Origin of the sequence: Palleniella intestinalis, assembly GCF_013166595.1 — a bacterium.
Taxonomy (GTDB): Bacteria; Bacteroidota; Bacteroidia; order Bacteroidales; family Bacteroidaceae; genus Prevotella; species Prevotella intestinalis.
The window spans coordinates 46,778-66,904 of the sequence record NZ_JABKKG010000004.1 but is presented as its reverse complement, the minus strand read 5'-3'; the positions used below and the strand labels follow the sequence as shown (position 1 = coordinate 66,904).

Genomic DNA, 20,127 nt, shown 5'->3' with positions numbered 1-20,127 from the left:
ATGACATTAGTGTCCAATTACCGTCTTACCACCTTCATCACCTTGCCGTCAGCGGTGCGGATGATGTTCACGCCGCGCTGTGCAGCCTTGAGCCGGCGTCCCTGAAGGTCAAAGCGCTGCTGAGGAGCAACAGCCGATGGGCTGACATTGCTTATCGCTGTCACAACATCATTGTAATTGCCCTTTGGAGTCTCCTCCGTGCCCTCACATCCGAGGTTGTCATAACAGAAGTAGGCAGGGGTGTTCATGCCATAAATGCCGTTGTCACTGCTTGAGAGAGTGAAGCCAATCTGACGCACGGCACCGAGAGAAGACAAGTCCATGAACGCCCATTCGTTGAGGATGAACCATTCCGCCTTGTCCTCCGAACGGCAGTCGGCAAGATAGAAATCCTTTGTGCCTGTCACGTTGCCTTCATCGTCATAACCTGTGGCAGTCAGCTTGAACCAGTCGCCCTTGCCAAACTTCTTTGCCACACCGTCGCCGTTAGCCATTGAAGAAAGGCTCCATGCGGCGTTTGTAATCTGTACGCCCGGCACAGCCATCATCTCATCCGTGGTGAGGGTGACATTTACAGGTCCCATGAAATCACTGACATACGCGATGCCATAGTTCTTTGAGCCGCCGGCACCCTTTCCTGTGCAGGAGTTGAACTGGTCGGCAAACTCCTTATAGACCGTTGAAGTGTGGTTGGCGACGCCATAGCCCCACCATGTCTCATACTCGCTCATCACGTACATGTCAAACCAGAAGTCACCGCTCTGAAAGCCCATAGCCTCCTCGTCCTCTGCAGTGAACTGCGGCATGTGGCTGTCCTCGGCAAGCTCCACATCCTCGAGAGTCGCAACGGCAAGGTCATGGACGGCAGGATTGCCTATCACGATGTCAGGCAGTGAGCAGAGGAATGTGCTCTGCTGCACAGCGGTGAAATTAGGGTTGCGTCCGTTCAGGCGTGACACGGTGCGGTGGCTGCCGAGAGGGTCACCGAAATAAGTGATGCAGATAGAGCCTTCGGAGAGCTTCACATTCTCCTTTCCGTCCCAATCGGCAGGGAGGGTGAGGGAGAGGGTCTGCGCCTTCTCTGTGGAAGCGAACGCATACTGGTTGGCGTTTGCACTGCCAAGGACAACACCTTCTGAGGTCTTGTTATAGTTTATGGCAGCGCGGAAATTATATATTCCGGCAAGTTTGTTTGCAGGGTGGAACAGAGTGTTGAACACGATGTCCACCTTGTCGCCTGCGCTGAAAGTCTCGCTCTCAGGGTTTGTGGCGTTTGTGAGAGTGTAAGCCACCTCTTTCGCAGTCATCACCTGGTACTCGGCAGCACCGTTCTCTGCCTCGAGCTTCACAATCTGTCGTCCATGCTTCAGCAGTACGGTGAAAGAACCGTCCTCGTTCTTCTTCACGCCCTCGGCAGAGAAGCCTTTGTAAGTGGCTGTGGCAGAGCCAAATTCCGGATAAGCCACAGTGACTGTCTGCACACCCTCCGGCTTGAAGGTGTAGGCATGGCCGTCAGTCCCTGCCGGATAGTAGAAGACATCAAGCTCTGCATCGACATTGTCGCCAGCGAGTTTCTTGTCGGCAGTGTTGCGTCCGGCATTGACGGTCATGTTAGGAGTTATGCCACTCTCCTTCCCTCCTACCGTGACAACATAAGCGGCAGTGTTCTCGGGCCATATTGCGCCCCACAGTGAGCCGCCAGCCATATCCTTTTTCTCGCCGTTGCTATTGTACATACAAGTGCTTATAGCATCATATCCCACAAGGATAATGGCAGTGCCGTCCTTCTTAGCCTTGATTGTCGCCCATGCGCTGCCCTGCTCCTGCTCTATGCCGATGACAGAGTTGTCAGGCCTGCCGTTCTCGTCCAGCACGGTGTAGTGGAAATCAGGTTCGATGAAGTAGTTGCTTGTTATGCCGTCGACGATTTCCCATGAGCGCATTGCATGAGCATCGAAAGAGTCGCCGACATTCATTTTGAGGTTGCCCCTCTCATTGATGTTCACAAAGATGTCCGCAACGTTGTAGCCTTTATTGGACTTCACGTCACGGTCGATGAATGCAGGGCTTGCCGTCGTGTAGTCAGCGTCAGTGAAAGCCAGCACAGGGCGTTTAGCCTCATCGGCATTCATGGTGAAGATTCCGGCGTTTGTCAAGCCACCTTCACGCCATGTGCGGAAGTTGTACTGCTGTCCGGAAGCAAGGACATAGTTATGCCTCTTCACACCGCCTTCATTGACAACACTCTTCGGCTCAACCTTTGTGAAGTCCACGAAATGCGCCGTCTTTTGTCCGATAAGCAGTTCGGCATCGGCAGGTGTGGTGACAGTGTAGGCATAGCCCATAGGGATTGTTTTGCCGACAGTGACGTTGAAAGTCACCGTACCGCTTTGTGTGAACGGCAGATAGCCCTCCGCTGCGCGCTCCTCTGAAGGCACAAGCGCCACACGGTAGCTGTCGCCGCTCAGCACATTGAAGGTTGTTTGTCCGGCAGTGCTTTTGCCGAGAGTTATTGTGCGTGTCTCGCCCTCACAGCCTGCCGCAAAGGTTGTGACGGAGTAGTCTGTGCCTTCCTCCCAGTCCACGCTCTTCTCCTCACCGTCCACGAGGACAGTCTTCTTGTTTGTGGCATACGCCGTGACGGTGAACACGGTGAACTCCTGTTTTGCCTCGTCTGTTACGGCAAGCTCTGTTGTTCCGGTAACGGTCTCACCGTCAGAGGCATAGCCTGTGAGGACATACTCGCCGGCTTTCGCCTCGAAAGTGTAGGTTGTGCCCGATGGTTCACCTGTGGCGACAGCGGTTCCTGTCGCCTTCTCTGCCAGCGTCATTGTCTTGGAGACGCTGTTCATCTTCACGACAACGTTTGCCGCGGAGACGCTTATGACAGCCAGTGCCGCCACAAGCAGGGAAGTAAAGATTCTTCTCATTGATTTTTGTTTTTGTTTATATAAAAGTATTATTTCCGGAATATAACCCTCTTCACATTCTTGATGTAGATGCTGATGATAGTGAACAGTTTTCTCATGGCTTTTGCTTTTACAGGGATAAAAGGAGATTTGGGCATATCTTTCCACACCATGGGGCGCGGAAGGATATGCGTCGCAAATCATCCACATAACATAATTAAAAAACTTACTTCTTGATTATCTTCCTGCCGTCCTTTATGTAGATACCGCCGGAGAGAGGGTTGGTGACACGCCTGCCGCTGAGGTCGTAGAAAGCGCCGTCAGACCTTGGGGCGGCAACCTCCGTGATTCCCGTAAACTTGCCGTCAGGCGGAAGGGCGAGGAAATGTCCGGGATTGATGTACACGCTATGTTCGCCGAGACGCTTGCCGTTGCTGTCCCACTGCATCATCTTTCCTCCGGAGACATAGCCTCCGGCATCGGTAGCGTAAATATAGCCTGTGTATGGGTTCATATACAGCGCGTAAGGCTGCGCAAATGCCTCAATGTCCCTTGCCACGGTGCCGGGGAACTCCTCCCCCACTCCGCTTGTCCCTCCTGACGCCATGACCTCGGAAGGGTTGATGGTGTGGTGGGAGAACTCATAGCCGCCTGTGAGATATGAATAGGATGAGCCTATGCAGAGGAACGTGCCTTCCCTTGTCGCCGTGCTATAGGTGGCAGGGAACGGTAGCACCGTGAAGCAGTTTGCCTCGCCGTCGAGAGCCTTGCGGCAGTCGAAGACGATGCTGCGTGCCGGGTTCTCGTAGTAGTCGCCGGGAGAGCTTATCATAAGGAACTTTCCGCTCTGCGACATCTTGCCATAAAGGTTTATCACTCCGGTGTCTATGGTCCTCACGACCTTCATTGTCGCGGCATCGATTATGCTCACCGTCCTCTCGTAGTCGTGTCCCTCCTGGAAGGCGTAGCCGCCGGAGTTGGCAACAAAGAGGTGTCCGTCATAACAGGCTATGCCTTCCGGTTCATAGCCCACCTCCGTGGCTGCCACGACCTTGAAGGTCTCGGTGTCAATCTTTGCCACATAGCCCTTTGTGAAGGTCATCGCTCCGCATTCGTGGGCGTAGCTTGTCACGTAAACATACCGTCCGTCGGTTGCCAGTTTCCTGTTGTTTGGCACATCCTCCGTGGCTGCCACCGCCTTGCCTTCAGGGGTGATGAACTGCACGATGTTTGACCAGTTGACGGCAATGGCGATGAGATTGTCATTGATTTGTATGATGTCGGTCGGCGTGTCGCCTATCTTACGGCCGTTCACGTCGCGGAACCATTTGTTGCTTACTATGCGGCCGTCCTCGAAATAGGTCAGGCGCGCATTGTCGGACTGCCAGCTGCCTTCGTTGAGGAGGATGATTTTCTCCTGTGCCGAGGCCGTAAGGGCGAGGAGGGCAAGGAGGAGGGTTGTGAGGGTTGTTTTCATTGGTGGTTGTTTTTTTATTTTTTTCCGACAATATTGTCAGTTGTGTCAGTAATGACAATATTGACGTAACTGACAGTACTGACATAATTGTCAATACTGACATTATTAATGATCACAGCGAGAAGCTGACCGTCAGGCGGTAGTTGCGTCCCGGCATGGGATAGCGCGGGATGTGCTCATACTGCTCGTCCAGTAGGTCATTCACCTCGAGCGTCATGCCATAGTTGCGCCATGTGCAGGAGAGCTTCAGGTCAATGTTGTTGTACGGCTTGAGCACATCCTCCTGGTCAGCGTATGACCACATGCGCTCCGACACATGGAGGTCAGAGACCGTCAGCGAGAGATTGCGCCACCCGATGATGCCCGTCAGTCCGTAGGACAAGGTCGGCGAATAGCATATCGGCTTGTCATAGGTCTCACTCTCAGCGTCCGTGCGGTCAAGGTCACGCTGCCATGTCAGGGAGGTGAGCAGCGAGAAGCTCCAGTCACGGAGGTTCAGGCGTGCGTTGCCTGTGGCGTTCAGTCCGCGGCAGAATGTGTAGCCGTAGTTCATCATCGACCATGTGTAAGTGCCTTTCAGCGGCAAGCAGACGATGCGGTTCTCAATCCTGTTGATGTAGCCGTCAGCCTGCACGGAGAATGTCCACAGGCGTGTGGCATGCCGCCATTCCGCACCGATGTTCCACTGCTTCGTGTACTCAGGTTTCAGGTTGCGGTTGCCCGTCTGCGTATAGTAGAGGTCATTGAGCGTCGGCACGCGGAAGATTTTCTTATACCACGCCCTCATGGTCAGTCCGCGGAACGAATAAGCGAGCGATACGGCAGGAGTGAACTTGTCAAGCGGGTCTGCCGCACCGGCATGGGTGCGTGTGTGGTCCTTGTAATGCTGATGAAGCAGGGACGCTGCAAAACGTATACCTTTCCAGTCAGTCTGCAGCGCAATAACCTGCTTTTGGTCAGTGCGGTGGACAGTGTCGAAATACTTCAGGTCGGCATGCAGCTTCGAATAGCGTATGTCGTAGCTTGTGCTCAGCGTGAGCCATTGCCACGGCTGCCAACTGTAGCAGGCAGCGCCATAGAGGTCCTCCTGACGATAATGGTTGTCGACGCGGGCAGTGTTCTGGTTCTCGGGATAGTCCGTGCAGTAGTGCAGGTACTCGTTGGCATACTTAGCATTGACCTTTATGCGGTGGCTGCCGAACTGCCGTGAGTAAGCCGACTGTATGAAGAAGTCGCCGTCCCATTCCCTGCCGACATTGGTGTACTTGTCAGAGAGCCTGCGCACTATCCCTCCCGGGCAGCCTCGCTCGGAATAGTAGTAATAGACATGCGAGGAAAAACCGCCATTGAACAGTGCGCCCTCTACCCTACCATACTTTATGTCGGAGTTCTTGCGCCGGCCGATGGTGTCCTCATATTCCGACTTGTAGCGGAACGGATAGTCGCCCTTTGTGGTCAAGCCCTCTACGTCGATGAAGCCTGCCCACCCTCGCCGCTTTGCCTGCAGATTGACTTTAGCCATCCATGTCCCGAACGACCCTGTCCTCAGCTGTGCCGAGAGAGAGTCCTTCTGCGGACGGCGTGTGCGGAGGTAGACAGTCGCCCCTGACGCATATTCCGATGCCGACTGGCAGTCATCGAGCTTGTTGCCGTTGTAGAGCTCCACGGTCTCCATTGTCGAGAGGGAGAACTTCCCGAGGTCCACGGTGCCGTTCTGCGCGTTGGTGACACGTATGCCGTCGATGTAGATGCCCACATGCTGCGCGCCCAAGGAACGCACGTTGACGGTCTTCATGCCGCCCAGTCCTCCATAGTCCTTTATCTGCACACCGGCAAAATACTTCAGGGCGTCGGCAATGCTTGTCGCCGAGAGAGCCTGCAGCTCCTTTCCGGCGAGTGTCTGGCGCGTGGCAAGCGGCCGTCTGCCATACACGTTGACCGTGGCGATAGTGTCCTGCCACCCTCCCCCATTGCCGTCGGCGGACGGAGGAAAGGAGTCCTGCGCCTGCACATTATGACAGTACGGGCATGAGATGAGTATGGTGCAGACGAACATGATGAGCCGCAAGGCCCTTCTGTCATAGGTCATGATAAGATTTGTTTTTTCCGTGTCCATAATCCCGTGGGCACTTGTTACTATTGGCAAGATTGGCAGGTCTTCTGACTTTATCCTTGTTACGAGGCAGCCCGCCTTCCCGGACAAATTGCCAACAGAGTTTCCGTTGGCGGTCCAGTGGCGATTGGTGGCTGCCCTTGAAAGAAAGGACTCACAGCATCGGGTAATGTCGCGGAATCTCACCGCGTTCCCATCTTAGCCCCGTCACCCTTGCGGATGCGGAGAACCAATTGCGGTTGCAAAGTTAATGCTTTTCACAAAGAATTCCAAATTTTTGGGGAGATTTTTTTTCTGACAATATTGTCAGTTGTGTCAGTAATGACAGTATTGACCGACTTGACAAAACTGACAGTACTGACACGATTGACAATACTGATAACACTGACAATACTGACAGCATTGACGCAATTGTCAGCACTGACCATCAATATATATATTCCTTTTATTATTTTAAAAAGAATACTATAATGATTATTATATACCGTGGAAACTGTGGAAAACCCTCTTCCACCCCATCATTCCTCCCTTACTCTCAGCACTTTAGCTTCCGCCGCCCTGCTGACAATAACCTGTGGAAAGTACAATCATAACTTCGCGAGTTATCCCCACTCCACCGTCCCCTACTTTTGAAAGAAAAGCCGCTGTTGATAACCCACGCCTTTTCCACATCGCTTTTCACATCTTTTCCACCATTTATCCCGGCTTTTCCACGCTTTTTCGTGACTTATCCACACATTCCGTGCTGCAAAAGGTTACCAACAACCATGCAAAAGCCTACCCTTCACCGTCCAAAAGGTAATGGAAATGCGAGTGAAGCGTAACCTTTTGGCATAAGTAGCTGTTGGAAATCATGCAAGAACCGGAAAAAGACACAAACCAAGGCAATCAGACATTTTGCGGTTTCAGTGGAACGAGACATTGCCTATATGGAAACATTAACTGAAAATTATTTAATATATAATGTTTTTTAACCAAGAAAATGGAGTGAGTGAACTTATTGTTCACTATTATAGTGTAATTTCGCAGCCGAAACAGTGGGATGGTCTGTCTTGGCTGTGATATATAGCTGTAATATATATAATAGAGAAGTGCAGACCGATGGGTTGCCGCTGAGAGTAAGAACAGTGCCCTGTCGCGTGACGGCGGGGCGAATAAACAAAGAACAATGAAGGAATTACGACGTATGGTCATCGTGGAGATGACGGAGAAAGTGAAGCTTCTGCTGTCAATGCAGGAGAAGGACGGTTTGCAGTGGAGGGGCACGAAGAGGGACCTTCTGGAACTGCTTCATGAGGTCTACTACCATTGCGGGATAGTGATGGCGGACGGGAGCTATGCCACGTTCACGTATCTTGTGGGGCGTGTGTTCAAGGTTTTCGGTCTGGTCCCTCCTCGCAACCCTTCTTCCAAGGCGTTCCGTGCAGAGGGCAGGAAAGGGGTTCGCAGGGCGAGCCTTGTCAGCAGGATGGAGTCGGCGGCTTCGGCCGGCGGCAGGGAAGGGCTGGAGCGGTTCTGGGAGGGGATTGTCAGATAACGGCAACGACAGTACTGACAATTGTGTCAATAATGACATTACTGACAAAACTGACCGTATTTTCAGCACTGACCGTAAGGCTTTGGGCATGATACCCCCATTCATACCCCCATAAAATTTGGAATCGCTTGCAGAATGTTGTACCTTTGCATCGTCAAAACAAAACAAGCACTTGAACAATCATTGAAAAACCTAACAATCATTCTTTTTACTATGGAAAACACAATCATGATGAACCCTTTCCCGGTCAGAGAGCCGGAGCGCGAGAAGCTCACTGAGCATTTCACCATTACGGAGATGAGCCGTTCTGCCACGGCGATACGCCATGGGTGGGACAACAAGCCCACGGAGCTTGCGGTGGTCAATCTGCGGCTGCTCTGCGAGAATGTCCTTGAACCTCTGAGGCGCAGGTTCGGTGTGCTGCGCATCACGAGCGCCTATCGTTCCAAGAAGGTCAACGAGGCTGTGGGCGGGGCGGAGTTCTCACAGCACCTTTACGGCGAGGCTGCCGACATCTTTGTCCCTAATGCGGAGGTGGGGAAGAAGATGTTTGACTTCATCCGCCAAACGCTGCCTTATGACCAGCTCATCTATGAGTGCCGCAGGAGGGACAATGCCCAGTGGATACATGTCTCGTACAGCATCGAGCGTCTGCGCCGCCAGCATTTCATGCACTACGAGATGCCTGACAATTCCGCCAAGGCGCTGCGGAAGGTGGGGTAGGGTCGGGAATTCCGACAGTAATGTCAGTAATGTCATTATTGACAATATTGACCGACCCAACCGACCCGACAATACTGTCATTACCGACACAATTGTCAATACTGTTTTTTTTTTAATTAACCTTATTTTTCTAACAACACAAACACATTTAATTTATTATGCCAGTACTTTACAAAGTCAAGAAAATCGAACGCAAGTATTCAGACGGTCGTGTAGACCCTGCGAACAACAAGTGGTACGCCAATGCCGTCATCGTAAACACAGTGTCCACGGACAAGATTGCCGAGCGCATAGAGGAGAAATGTTCCCTCACCAAGTCGGATGTCAAGGGCTGCATAGAGGCACTCATCTATGAGATAAAGACCCAGCTCCAGAATTCCTATGCCGTGAAACTCGACGGTCTCGGCACTTTCAAGATGTCACTCCGCAGCAAGGGTGCCGAAAGCCTTGAGGAGTTCTCTGTCCAGAAGAACATTGTGGGCACCAGGGTGCTTTTCCTCCCGACAAAGCAGAAGGACACCGCTTCCGGCAAGGTGATCTCCGTTCTCACCTATGGCACCAAGTGTACCAGGGTTCCTGAGAACATTGTCAAGGAGTCTGCTGCCTGACACTTTGCGCCTTCCCCTCTTTTCCCGTTTTGGAATCGGGGAGGGCGCACCCTTTTTCCTCTTTTTTACCTAAAACCATCAACCTAAAACCTAAAAACATGACTAAAAAAGAAACCGTGAAATACATTATCCAGCTTATTGTCGCCATTCTTACGGCGATAGGCACCTCGATTGGTGTGACAAGCTGCTATGGTCTGTAAAAAAAAACATCATCAGTGTAACGAAAAAAGAGTGCCGTCAATTGGAATGAGCGACACTCTTTTCTTAATATAAAAACAACTAACATTTTTTTTGTGCGTGTGTATTTTTGCTTACACATCACACTAACCACTTATTTATTCTCCGATAATCTCCTTCGGGAGTATAGGCATGGCACCGTTTTGGGTGCATACGAACGCTGAGGTGTTCACCGCTGTCTCGTGGGCTTCCTCTACGGATCTGCCCTTGATGATTGAGGAGAGGAAAGCCGCCGTGAACGAGTCGCCTGCCCCCACTGTGTCGGCAACCTCCACCATAGGGGTCTCCTTGAATGACACGCTGCCAGGGGTGAAGACATAGCTGCCGTTGACGCCGCAGGTGAGGATGAGCATCTTGAGGTTGTACTTGCCGAGGAGTATCCAGCACTTGTCCTGAAGGTCGATGCCCGGATAGCCTTTCAGACGGCTTACGGTGACAAGCTCTTCATCGTTTATTTTCAGTATGTTGCAGCGGCGGAGGGACTCGCAGATGATTTCCTTGTTATAGAATCCCTGGCGGAGGTTGATGTCAAACACTTTCAGAGTGTCTTCGTCCTTCGGCATGGCGTCGAGGAAGTTTAGGATTGTGGTGCGTGAGACCACGGAGCGTTGCGCCAGCGAACCGAAGCATACGGCGCGAGTGTTGCGGGCGATTTCCTCAAGTTCCGGAGTGAAAGGGATGTTGTCCCACGCCACGTTCTCCTTGATGCTGTACTGCGGGATGCCAGCCTGGTCGATTTCCACCTGCACGGTGCCGGTAGGGTAGTCCACGGCAGGGATGTGGTAGTTGAGTCCGTTGTCATCGAAATTGGCAAGGAGTTCCTCGCCCAACTTGTCTTTTCCTATTGCGCTCACTGCAAGGCTTTTAAGTCCGAACTGTGAGACATGGTATGCGAAATTGGCAGGTGCGCCGCCGATTTTCTTTCCTTCCGGAAGGACATCCCAGAGAGCCTCTCCGAGACCTACGATGAATTTGTTCATAGATTTGTATGTGTTTTAAGATTATGATTTTAAGATATTTATTTCTTTATACGTGCGGAGTAGAGCAGGAGGTAAGCCGCTCCGACGGTCATCACTGCGATTGCCCCTGACTGTCCTCCGATGAGGTCGCTGGCGAAGCCCATGGCGAGCGGGAAGATTGTGCCGCCGAAGAGTCCCATAATCATAAGTCCTGAGACTTCGTTCTTCTCCTTCGGGCTGTTGTTAAGAGCCTGTGCGAAGACCACGGGGAAGATGTTGGAATTGCCGAAGCCTATCATGGCTATGGCGGCATAGATGAGGTAGAGCGAGGATGCCGAGAAGAGGATTATCATCGCCACGAGCATCATTACCACGCTTACGGTGAAGAATTTCCTTGCGGAGCAGGAGCGCAGGATGAACGAGCCGAGGAAGCATCCGGCGGTGCGGAAGATGAAGTAGACGCCTGTCGCGAACCCGGCAGCCTCGAGAGTCATGCCGAGGCGTTCCATGAGGATTTTCGGTGCTGTGGTGTTTGTGCCGACATCTATGCCCACATGGCACATTATCCCGAGGAAGCACAGGAGGATGAACGGACGGCCGAGAAGACGTATGCAGTCCGTCACACTTGATGCCTTGTCAGGCTGCTCCTCCTCGATGGGAGTTGCACCGAGCATGGCGATGGTGATGACACACACGGCGGCATAGATAGGGAAGAGCACTTTCCAGTTGAGTCCGAGAGTAGGCATGATGGTTGTCGCTCCCCATGCTGCGAGGATAGGTGCGAGGAATGACGCTATAGCCTTGACAAACTGTCCGAAGGTGAGTGTGGAAGCGAGGTGGTCGGAGCTCATGAGGTTGCTCACGAGTGGGTTGAGCGATGTCTGCATTATGGCGTTTCCTATGCCGAGGAAGGAGAATGCCAGGAGCATGGCCGTGAAACTGTCGGCAAAGACAGGTATGACGAGCGATGCGAGGGTGACGACGAGCGACACGAGGACAGTGTTCTTGCGTCCTATCCTGTTCATCAGCAGTCCTGTAGGCACTGAGAAGATGAGGAACCAGAAGAAGACGAGTGATGGGAATAGATTAGCCTGTGAGTCGGTGAGGCTGAGGTCTTTCTGGACATAGTTGGATGCTGTGCCCACGAGGTCGACGAACCCCATGGCGAAGAAGCACAGCATGACCGGGATGATCTGCACCAGCAATGATTTCCGGCCGGCAGCGAGAGTTTTGTTGTTTTCCATTGTTGAGGATGTTTTTTTTTTTTGGGGGGGGGTAGGTTATAGGTTGTAGATTGGACAGATTCGTCAGATTGACAAGTTGACAAATTGACAAATTGACAAATTGTCGTATATTCCCTTAACTCTACTTTATTTTATATACGTTCAGTTTCTTTATCTTTCCCTTTCCGTTGCCCTTCACGGTTATGTTGGAATACGGTTGGGTAGGGAAGACGAGGTTGGTCATTGCGAACCTTCCTTCGGAGTCGAACGCCTCGATTGACGATGAGTCGATGAAGACGCGTATGGTTCCCGTAGGAGCGTCCTTGGAGAGCGGAGCAACGGTGACGGCAGGGAAATGGCGGCTGAAGTTGACCTCACCGCTCTTTGTGCGGTCCATGGTGAAGGTCATGTCCTTGGCATCAATGGTCATAACGACCTTGTCGCCATTGGCGTTGGAGATGGTCAGTGAGACATCCGACTTGGCATTAAGGCTGTAGTCCATGACTATCTCCATGCCTTTGCTGTCAGGAAGACGGAACGACCTGCCTTTCTTCGACACGGAAAATCTGCCGTAGCTTCGTGCCTCTCCGCGCATGTTGCTGAGTTCTGCGGCAGGTTTGGATGCGAGGAGGAGTTTTCCGTTCTGGTCATGGAACAGTTGGAGGTCGCGCGGCAGAGTGTTTGCGCTGCGGAACTGCTTTGTCGGCACCTCGTTGGCATACTGCCAGTTGCTCATCCAGCCTATCGCCGTGCGTCGTCCTTCGGGAGCGTCGCTCCATGTGACTGTGGCGTAGTGGTCCTTGCCGAAGTCCATCCATAGAGTGTCCTGTGGAGTGTAGTCGGAGGTGAATTTCTTTCCATCGAACTCACCTATGAAATATTGTGTTGCCGAGCCGCCGAACTTTCCTCCAGGGTTAAGATTGCAGAGGAGCACCCATTTCTTCTCGTTTGTCCCCGGCACGTCGAGTTGGAAGAGGTCAGGGCATTCCCACACTCCGTCCTGTGCTGCGTAGCCTTTGCCGAAGGAGCTTTCGTAAGTCCACTCCTTTAGGTCGGGTGAGCTGAAGATGTGCATCTCGTGGTCCATGGCTCCGGCGAGCACAAGGTTCCATTTGTTTATGCCGGTGTTCCAGAACATATTAGGGTCGCGTGCCTCGTTAGGGGTGACGATGACAGGGTTGCCAGGATATTTCGTGAATGTCATGCCGTTGTCGCTGCTGTGTGCAAGGCTCTGTGTCTGGCTCTTGTCGCATGAAGTGTAGAGGGCTATCACCTCGCCTGCGCCGAAGCCTGCGGTGTTGTTGTGGTCGATGACACTGTTGCCGCTGAAGATTGTTCCCAGTCCGTCAGGACGTATGGCTTCCGGATGATGCTCCCAATGCACAAGGTCGGTGGAAGAGGAGTGTCCCCATGTCATGTTCTGCCATTTTGAGCCATAAGGGTTGTACTGGTAATAGAGATGCCACACCCCATCCTTATAGAACATTCCGTTCGGATCGTTCATCCATCCGTAGAGCGGAGTGTGGTGGTATGTCGGGCGGAACTTCTCTTTGTTGCTTGTGTCAAAGGAGTCAGAGACAGCCATCTCGTTCCAACAAAGAATCTCGGTAGCCTGGCGTGAGTGTTCGCGATTGTTGACAGGGCTGACGATACTGAGCAGAATCTCGCCCTTGCCCATGTAGGGCGAGAGGTCGAACGGCACACTGTAGTCTACATTGTTCTCTGCCAAACGCACAAAGAGCGTTGTCACCTTCTCTCCGTTTACCAGGACATCGATTTTGGAGTCCGGACGGTTCTCCTCTACAGGAAGGATGAGATACTTTCCGGTAGGTTTGACCTTTACCAGTGTGTGGTCAGGTGCAGGGTGCATGAATTTGAGTGATTTGTCTGCGCCCCATGTCATTTGAGTGGCTAAGATAAAGAATAATGTTACGAGTTTGGTTTTCATGTCTGTACTTGTTTGTTTTAGTTTTCTGCTGCAAAATTAATAATCAATCGGCATTCAGGCGATAAAAAATGATACATTATTTGATAATTCCGTTTCATGTAACATCATTTTTAACTATTGTAACATTGCTAATTCCGCAAAAAGCATTAATTTTGCAGATGAACCATAAATAAACTAAAACCATAACCTGAAATCCTATAATGAAACAATTCCTATACCTGTTGCTGTCGCTACTCTTTATGACAGGATGCACCGAGGAAAAGAAAGTGCGCATCGGTGTGTCGCAATGCAGCACCGACGACTGGCGCATGACCCTCAACGAGGAAATCATGCGCGAGGAAATCTTCCACCCCGAAGTGGAAGTCGAGATACGCTCCGCCGATGACAGCAATGCCAAACAAATAGCCGACTTGGAGTATTTTGCTAAAAACGATTTCGACATCATCATTGTATCGCCTAACGAGGCGAAAGCCATCACGCCCAAGATAAAAGCCCTGCACGACAGCGGTATGCCAATCGTGGTCTTCGACCGTGAGGCTGAGGGAAAATGCTATTCGGCTTTTGTCGGAGCGGACAATCATGACATCGGCGAGAAGGCGGCACAGTATGCCTTGCTGCTGCCCGATGAAGAGCTACACATCCTTGAAATCACAGGTCTGCCGGGCTCCACTCCTGCCATGAAGCGTGGCGGCGGGTTTGACAAAGTGATGGCGGAGAACAGCGACAGGGCAAGGATTGTGGCGAAAGCCGCCGGCAACTGGAACTATGAGGATGCTTTTGCCGCAGCCGACTCCATACTCGCCGTCCATCCGGAGACAAACATCATCTACGCCCATAACGACCGTATGGCCATCGGAGCATCGGACGCGGCAAAGAAGCATGGCATAAAGGACATGAAGATAATAGGTGTGGACGCCGTACCGTCGATAGGTCTGAAGGCGGTAGCTGACGGTGTGATAACCGCAACATTCCTTTATCCCACCGAGGGCAGCCTGCTGTTCAAAAAGGCATTGGCCATTGTCAACGGTGAGCCGTTTGACGAAGAGACAATCATCACCACACCGACCGTAGTGACAAAAGACAATGCCGAACTGATGCTTATGCTTGACCGGGAGATTCAGAACGAGACTCGCAAGGTGAAGACACTGAAAGGGCAGGTGGACGAATACTGGAGCCGGCATTCCGCACAGACCACAGTGCTGTACTCCGTCGTGGCGATTCTTGTGCTGCTGTCCATACTTTTCTATATGCTGCTGCGCTACTATTGGGCACGAAAACACCATTATGCGGCAATCATGGCACAGAAACAGCAGCTCGAACAGCAGCAGGAGACCCTGACCTCGCTCTACGAACAGCTGCGCGACGCCACACAGTCGAAACTAACCTTCTTCACCAATGTCTCCCACGACCTGCGCACACCGCTGACGCTCATCGCAGAACCTGTGGCGCAGATGGTCAGAGCGGACAACATCACCCCTCAGCAGTCTGCCATGATGCGCCTGGCGGACAAGAACGTGAAAGTCCTGATGCGACTCATCAACCAGATACTCGACTTCCGAAAAGCTGAGAACGGCAAGATGACCTACAACCCAGTTGAGACCGATATGCGTGCGGCAATACTGGACTGGTCGGACGCCTTCCGCCAGGCTGCTGCACGCAAGCACCTGAGTTTCACGGTGAACATCATGGATGCGGAAAGCTATTCCATGGCGGTGGACATAGAGAAACTGGAACGCATTTACTTCAACCTCATCTCCAACGCATTCAAGTACACACCGCAGAACGGCAGCGTGACGGTGGACATGAGGATGGAGAACGGAAAACTCGTCATAGAGGTTTCCGACAACGGACAGGGGATAAGCGAGGAGAACAGGAAGCAGATTTTCGAACGTTTCTTCCGCGCCGATCAGGTGACTCCAAACGGTTCGGGCATAGGACTGGCACTGACGAAATCCTTTGTCGAACTCCACGGAGGCGCTATAGATGTCGAAAGCACGGAGGGAAAAGGCTCAGTGTTCACCGTCGAGCTGCCTGTCACTCATGTCGACAAGCACCTCTCAAGCCATGAGAGCCTAAACAGTCCTGATGACGTGACTGAGGAACTTGCCGACATCGAAGCTCCCGAGCCAGAACAGGAAGAGGCGGACGGCAGACCGACAGCACTTGTCATCGACGACAACGCCGACATCCGCACACTGGTCTACGGACTGCTTTGCGACAAATATAATGTCCTGCAGGCATCAAACGGTGCACAGGGCATACGCATGGCATCACGCTACATCCCCGACATAATCATCTGTGACGTGATGATGCCGGGAATAGACGGCCTCGAGACATGCCGACACCTGAAGAACGAGGTCACGACATCCCACATTCCGGTGCTTCTGCTCACCGCCTGCGCCCTTGACGAGCAGCGCGTGGCAGGCTACGAATGCGGTGCCGATGCTTACCTCTCCAAACCGTTCAACTCACGCGTCCTCACGGCAAGATGCGAATCCCTGATTCTCAACCGCCGAAGGATAAGCCCGCAAGTGACAGAGGACAAGGAAAAACCAGCTCCCAAGCTCACCAAACCTGACAGTAACCTCCTGCCGCAGAGTGACATCGACGACGAGTTCTACCGCCGTTTCGTGGAGGTTGTGGAGTCGGAACTCGGCAACAGCGACCTCACCGTAGAGGAACTCGGCGCGAAGATAGGGCTCAGCCGTGTGCAACTCTACCGTAAGATAAAGGCTCTCACCAACTATTCCCCTACAGAGCTCCTGAAAATCATCCGCCTGCGCAAGGCAGAGAGGATGCTCAAATCCACCCGTCTGACAATCTCCGAAGTCTGCTACGCCGTCGGATTCTCCTCCCCGAGCTACTTCACCAAATGCTACCGCGAGCAGTTCGATGAATCCCCTTCCGACACTCAGCAGCGCACCTCGCGGATGAAATGAACGTGTGCAATGTCCTTACAATGATATTGCTCTAAGAACGCAAAGAAACAAAAGAATCTCCTTTTCAGAATAATGTCATAAGGAAAAAATTCTTTTGTTTCTTTGCGTTCTTAGAGCAATTTTTTTATTTTCCAGCAACGCCCCTCCTGCACATGCAGTCCGTCAGATGGTCGTTCACAAAACCGGTGGCTTGCAGGAAAGCATAGCAGATGGTCGTCCCGAAGAACTTGAAGCCGCGCTTCCTCATGTCCTTGCTTATCGCATTGGATTCGGGAGAGGACGCAGGCACCTCGACCAACGAACGGAAATTGTTGGTAATCGGCTGCCTGTCAGGGAAGAACGACAGGATGTAGTTGAAGAAACTGCCATATTCCTCTTGCACCGTGAGGAATAATCTTGCATTCACGATGGCTGATTTTATCTTCAGCCTGTTCCTTACAATCCCTTCAAAATGCATCAGGCGTTCGATGTCCTCCTCGTCCATCCGTGCCACAGCATCGGCATTGAAACCATGGAAAGCGGCACGATAGCCCTCACGCTTTCTCAGGATTGTTATCCAGCTCAGTCCGGCCTGGGCACTTTCCAGCAGGAGGAACTCGAACAGGGTCTTGTCGTCCGTCACCAATTTTCCCCATTCATTGTCGTGATATGCCGTGTAAAGCTCATCGGTGCCACACCATCCGCATCGTCCGTTTACCAAGTCTTGCATAAGTTCCGAAGATTATCGTTTTGCGATATGAACATCTCCTGCCTGTAAAGGCATCAGTTTCCCAATATTCCTTTTATCTCATTCAGCTTGTTAAGAGCCTGGATAGGAGTGAGGTTGTCGACATCAAGCGAGAGGAGTGCGTCCCTTATCTGCTCCAAGACAGGGTCCTCCAATCGGAAGAACGACAGTTCAGGGGCAGTGCCCCTCCTCTCCGGCTGCCCTTCCGAGACAACGGCAGGTTCCGATGCTGTCAGCGAACTGCGAGCGCCGCTGCCTTTCTCCTCCAGTTCCTTCAGGATAATGTTCGCACGGCGCACAATCTCCGGCGGCATACCGGCGATTTCGGCGACATGAATACCGAAGGAATGCTCCGAACCGCCCGGCACGAGCTTGCGGAGGAACACCACCTTGCCCTTTTCCTCCGCCACGGAGATGTTGAAGTTGTGTATCCTCGGGAAACGCTCCGCCATTTCGTTCAGCTCATGGTAGTGCGTGGCGAAGAGCGTGCGCGGATGCGCCGCTGACGGTCTGTCGCTGCTGCCGTGGAGATACTCCACAATCGCCCACGCTATGGAAATGCCATCGTAGGTGCTTGTGCCGCGCCCGAGTTCGTCGAAGATGACAAGGGAGCGCGCCGTGATGTTGTTCAGTATGTTCGATGCCTCGGTCATCTCCACCATGAAAGTAGACTCACCCGCGGCGATGTTGTCCGAAGCACCCACACGCGTGAACACTTTGTCCACAATGCCTATTTCCGCGCTCTCTGCCGGCACAAAGCAGCCCGTCTGCGCCAATAGTGTGATGAGCGCCGTCTGACGCAGCAGAGCAGACTTTCCTGCCATATTAGGGCCCGTTATCATCATTATCTGCCGGCTCTCCGTGTCAAGATGTATGTCGTTCGGGATATATTCTTCGCCATAATCCATGCGCGCCTCAATGACAGGGTGGCGGCCTGCCTTTATGGTCAGGGCGGTCGTGTCGTTGATGACAGGGCGGTTGTATTTCCTGTGCAGGGAGACAAGGGCGAACGACAGGAGGCAGTCAAGGCGTGCCACAAGGGCAGCGTCGCGCTGTATCCTTACCACAATCCGCTGGCAGTCGCGCAGCAGGCGGTCGTAGACGCGCTGCTCTATTTCGGCAATGCGCGTCTCGGCATTGAGGATTTTCTCCTCATAAGCCTTCAATTCGGGAGTTATGTACCGCTCCGCCTGAGCGAGTGTCTGCTTCCTGACCCATGTCTCGGGGACATTGTCGCGGTACGTGTTGCGTACTTCAAGATAATAGCCGAAGACATTGTTGAAACCAACCTTCAGCGACAGGATGCCCGTCTTCTCGGCTTCCTCCGCCTGCAGTTTCAGCAGATAGTCCTTGCTGTCGCGGTGGAGAAGGCGCAGGTCGTCAAGCTCCTCATCCACGCCGTCGCCGATGACATTGCCTTTGGAAATCTGGACGGGTGTCTCAGGATTTATCTCGCGCAGTATCCTGTCCCTCATCTCCTCGCAAGGATCAAGCTCCCGGGCAAGGGCAATGAGGTCATTGTTTTCGCAGGCAAGGCATTCCGTGCGCAGCACCTCCACCGCCCTGAGTGCCTCGGCAAGGGAGCGCAGCTCGCGCGGATTGACACGGAAAGTGGAGATTTTCGCCGTTATGCGCTCAAGGTCGGCAATGCTTTGCAGCTGTTCGGAGACAGTGTTGCGCAGGTCTGTGGCGCGGAAGAAATGCTCCACGACGTTCTGCCTTTCCACAATCTTCGCCACATCCTTCAATGGGAACAGCAGCCAGCGGCGCAGCAGTCTGCCGCCCATCGCCGTGGCTGTGTTGTCGATGATGCCGAGGAGCGATGCGCCGCCTTCGGTCATAGGCTGCAGGAGTTCGAGGGAGCGCACGGTGAACGTGTCAAGGCGCACATAATTGTCGGTGTCGAGGCGGCTGATGCTTGTTATGTGACCTAACATCTTATGCTCCGTGAACTCCAGATAGTTCATTATCGCCCCTGCCGCCGCAATGCCGTTCTTCAGGTGGTCGATGCCGAAGCCCTTGAGGCTCTTCACGGCGAAATGGTCGCAGAGCCCCTTTTCCGCCGTCTCCTCGGCAAACGCCCAGTCGTCAAGCTCGTATGTGCAGAGCCTTGCCGGGAAGCGCGAGAAGAACTCGTTGCGGCGCCGGCGTTCGAGAAGCACCTCCTTGGGCTGGAAATTATCAATGGCTTTTATGGCATAGTCATAAGACCCTTCGCCGCAGAGGAACTCGCCGGTGGAGATGTCGAGGAACGCTATGCCCACCGCACCGCGTCCGAGGTGGACGGCGCAGAGGAAATTGTTCTCCTTGTTCTCGAGCACATTGTCCTGCATCGCCACACCCGGAGTGACAAGTTCCGTGATGCCTCGCTTGACAAGCGTCTTCGTCTTCTTCGGGTCCTCCAGTTGGTCGCAGATGGCAACGCGCTGTCCGGCGCGGATGAGTTTCGGCAGATGAGTGTCGAGGGCGTGGTACGGGAATCCCGCCATCGCCTCACCCTGTGCCGCCCCCTTGTTTCGGTGTGTGAGGGTCATGTGGAGAATCTTTGAAGCTATCTCCGCATCCTCGCAGTATGTCTCGTAGAAATCACCGCAACGGAACAGGAGCAGCGCATCAGGATGCTTGCTCTTCAACTCGCGGAACTGTCTCATCATAGGGGTCAGCTCATCCGCTTTTTTTGCCATAAATATTGTAGTTTTTTTATTATAAACAAAGGTTATACATTGG

At 52.8% G+C, this 20,127-nt stretch carries 13 protein-coding genes and 1 riboswitch; of the genes, 5 read left to right on the top strand and 8 right to left on the bottom strand.

Annotated elements, in window-relative coordinates; genetic code table 11:
- Positions 1-17: 17 nt before the first annotated feature.
- The 3 genes from HPS57_RS06845 to HPS57_RS06835 form a co-directional block, all read right to left on the bottom strand.
- Positions 18-2,930: a DUF4465 domain-containing protein gene (locus HPS57_RS06845; RefSeq protein WP_172181496.1), complete on the bottom strand. Its 2,913-nt coding sequence runs from the start codon at positions 2,928-2,930 to the stop codon at positions 18-20.
- A gap of 205 nt (positions 2,931-3,135) precedes the next feature.
- Positions 3,136-4,386: a YncE family protein gene (locus HPS57_RS06840; RefSeq protein WP_172181494.1), complete on the bottom strand. Its 1,251-nt coding sequence runs from the start codon at positions 4,384-4,386 to the stop codon at positions 3,136-3,138.
- A gap of 112 nt (positions 4,387-4,498) precedes the next feature.
- The gene (locus HPS57_RS06835) at positions 4,499-6,502 is read right to left on the bottom strand and encodes a TonB-dependent receptor plug domain-containing protein (protein ID WP_172181493.1); all 2,004 of its coding nucleotides are present in this window, start codon (positions 6,500-6,502) and stop codon (positions 4,499-4,501) included.
- Positions 6,503-6,519: 17 nt separating this feature from the next.
- Positions 6,520-6,748, bottom strand: a riboswitch (cobalamin riboswitch).
- Positions 6,749-7,667: 919 nt separating this feature from the next.
- On the opposite strand from HPS57_RS06835, the gene HPS57_RS06830 reads away from it, so the two are divergent.
- The 4 genes from HPS57_RS06830 (at position 7,668) to HPS57_RS06815 (ending at position 9,567) form a co-directional block, all read left to right on the top strand.
- Positions 7,668-8,036: a hypothetical protein gene (locus tag HPS57_RS06830; protein ID WP_172181492.1), complete on the top strand. Its 369-nt coding sequence runs from the start codon at positions 7,668-7,670 to the stop codon at positions 8,034-8,036.
- Between the two features lie 213 nt (positions 8,037-8,249).
- The gene (locus tag HPS57_RS06825) at positions 8,250-8,759 is read left to right on the top strand and encodes a D-Ala-D-Ala carboxypeptidase family metallohydrolase (RefSeq protein WP_253946492.1); all 510 of its coding nucleotides are present in this window, start codon (positions 8,250-8,252) and stop codon (positions 8,757-8,759) included.
- 158 nt (positions 8,760-8,917) lie between these two features.
- Positions 8,918-9,367 (top strand): HU family DNA-binding protein, encoded by a 450-nt coding sequence (locus HPS57_RS06820; RefSeq protein ID WP_135940044.1) that lies wholly within the window; start codon positions 8,918-8,920, stop codon positions 9,365-9,367.
- 98 nt (positions 9,368-9,465) lie between these two features.
- Positions 9,466-9,567 (top strand): smalltalk protein, encoded by a 102-nt coding sequence (locus HPS57_RS06815; RefSeq protein ID WP_168354637.1) that lies wholly within the window; start codon positions 9,466-9,468, stop codon positions 9,565-9,567.
- Between the two features lie 135 nt (positions 9,568-9,702).
- Here HPS57_RS06815 and HPS57_RS06810 read toward each other — a convergent pair whose 3' ends face one another.
- The 3 genes from HPS57_RS06810 to HPS57_RS06800 all read right to left on the bottom strand — a co-directional run bounded on the left by HPS57_RS06810 (position 9,703) and on the right by HPS57_RS06800 (position 13,734).
- Complete coding sequence (locus tag HPS57_RS06810) at positions 9,703-10,584, bottom strand: carbohydrate kinase family protein (protein ID WP_172181491.1); 882 nt, start codon at positions 10,582-10,584, stop codon at positions 9,703-9,705.
- 38 nt (positions 10,585-10,622) lie between these two features.
- A complete protein-coding gene (locus HPS57_RS06805) occupies positions 10,623-11,807 on the bottom strand; it encodes an MFS transporter (protein ID WP_172181489.1) in 1,185 nt (394 codons plus the stop codon).
- A gap of 121 nt (positions 11,808-11,928) precedes the next feature.
- Positions 11,929-13,734, bottom strand: a complete 1,806-nt coding sequence (locus HPS57_RS06800; protein WP_253946491.1) for a glycoside hydrolase family 32 protein — start codon at positions 13,732-13,734, stop codon at positions 11,929-11,931.
- A gap of 200 nt (positions 13,735-13,934) precedes the next feature.
- Between HPS57_RS06800 and HPS57_RS06795 the strand changes: the two genes are divergently transcribed.
- On the top strand, positions 13,935-16,673 hold the full coding sequence (locus tag HPS57_RS06795) for a hybrid sensor histidine kinase/response regulator transcription factor (RefSeq protein ID WP_172181487.1): 2,739 nt from the start codon (positions 13,935-13,937) through the stop codon (positions 16,671-16,673).
- A gap of 124 nt (positions 16,674-16,797) precedes the next feature.
- Here the strand turns inward: HPS57_RS06795 and HPS57_RS06790 are convergent, their stop codons facing one another.
- Complete coding sequence (locus tag HPS57_RS06790; protein WP_172181485.1) at positions 16,798-17,382, bottom strand: DNA-3-methyladenine glycosylase I; 585 nt, start codon at positions 17,380-17,382, stop codon at positions 16,798-16,800.
- 53 nt (positions 17,383-17,435) lie between these two features.
- A complete protein-coding gene (gene mutS, locus HPS57_RS06785; RefSeq protein ID WP_172181483.1) occupies positions 17,436-20,084 on the bottom strand; it encodes a DNA mismatch repair protein MutS in 2,649 nt (882 codons plus the stop codon).
- Positions 20,085-20,127 lie beyond the last annotated feature (43 nt).

What these genes read in the sequence shown, in the direction of transcription:
- HPS57_RS06845 (WP_172181496.1), bottom strand. Translation starts at nt 2,930, where the DNA reads ATGAGAAGAATCTTTACTTCCCTGCTTGTGGCGGCACTGGCTGTCATA.
- HPS57_RS06840 (WP_172181494.1), bottom strand. Translation starts at nt 4,386, where the DNA reads ATGAAAACAACCCTCACAACCCTCCTCCTTGCCCTCCTCGCCCTTACG.
- HPS57_RS06835 (WP_172181493.1), bottom strand. Translation starts at nt 6,502, where the DNA reads ATGGACACGGAAAAAACAAATCTTATCATGACCTATGACAGAAGGGCC.
- HPS57_RS06830 (WP_172181492.1), top strand. Translation starts at nt 7,668, where the DNA reads ATGAAGGAATTACGACGTATGGTCATCGTGGAGATGACGGAGAAAGTG.
- HPS57_RS06825 (WP_253946492.1), top strand. Translation starts at nt 8,250, where the DNA reads ATGGAAAACACAATCATGATGAACCCTTTCCCGGTCAGAGAGCCGGAG.
- HPS57_RS06820 (WP_135940044.1), top strand. Translation starts at nt 8,918, where the DNA reads ATGCCAGTACTTTACAAAGTCAAGAAAATCGAACGCAAGTATTCAGAC.
- HPS57_RS06815 (WP_168354637.1), top strand. Translation starts at nt 9,466, where the DNA reads ATGACTAAAAAAGAAACCGTGAAATACATTATCCAGCTTATTGTCGCC.
- HPS57_RS06810 (WP_172181491.1), bottom strand. Translation starts at nt 10,584, where the DNA reads ATGAACAAATTCATCGTAGGTCTCGGAGAGGCTCTCTGGGATGTCCTT.
- HPS57_RS06805 (WP_172181489.1), bottom strand. Translation starts at nt 11,807, where the DNA reads ATGGAAAACAACAAAACTCTCGCTGCCGGCCGGAAATCATTGCTGGTG.
- HPS57_RS06800 (WP_253946491.1), bottom strand. Translation starts at nt 13,734, where the DNA reads ATGAAAACCAAACTCGTAACATTATTCTTTATCTTAGCCACTCAAATG.
- HPS57_RS06795 (WP_172181487.1), top strand. Translation starts at nt 13,935, where the DNA reads ATGAAACAATTCCTATACCTGTTGCTGTCGCTACTCTTTATGACAGGA.
- HPS57_RS06790 (WP_172181485.1), bottom strand. Translation starts at nt 17,382, where the DNA reads ATGCAAGACTTGGTAAACGGACGATGCGGATGGTGTGGCACCGATGAG.
- mutS (WP_172181483.1), bottom strand. Translation starts at nt 20,084, where the DNA reads ATGGCAAAAAAAGCGGATGAGCTGACCCCTATGATGAGACAGTTCCGC.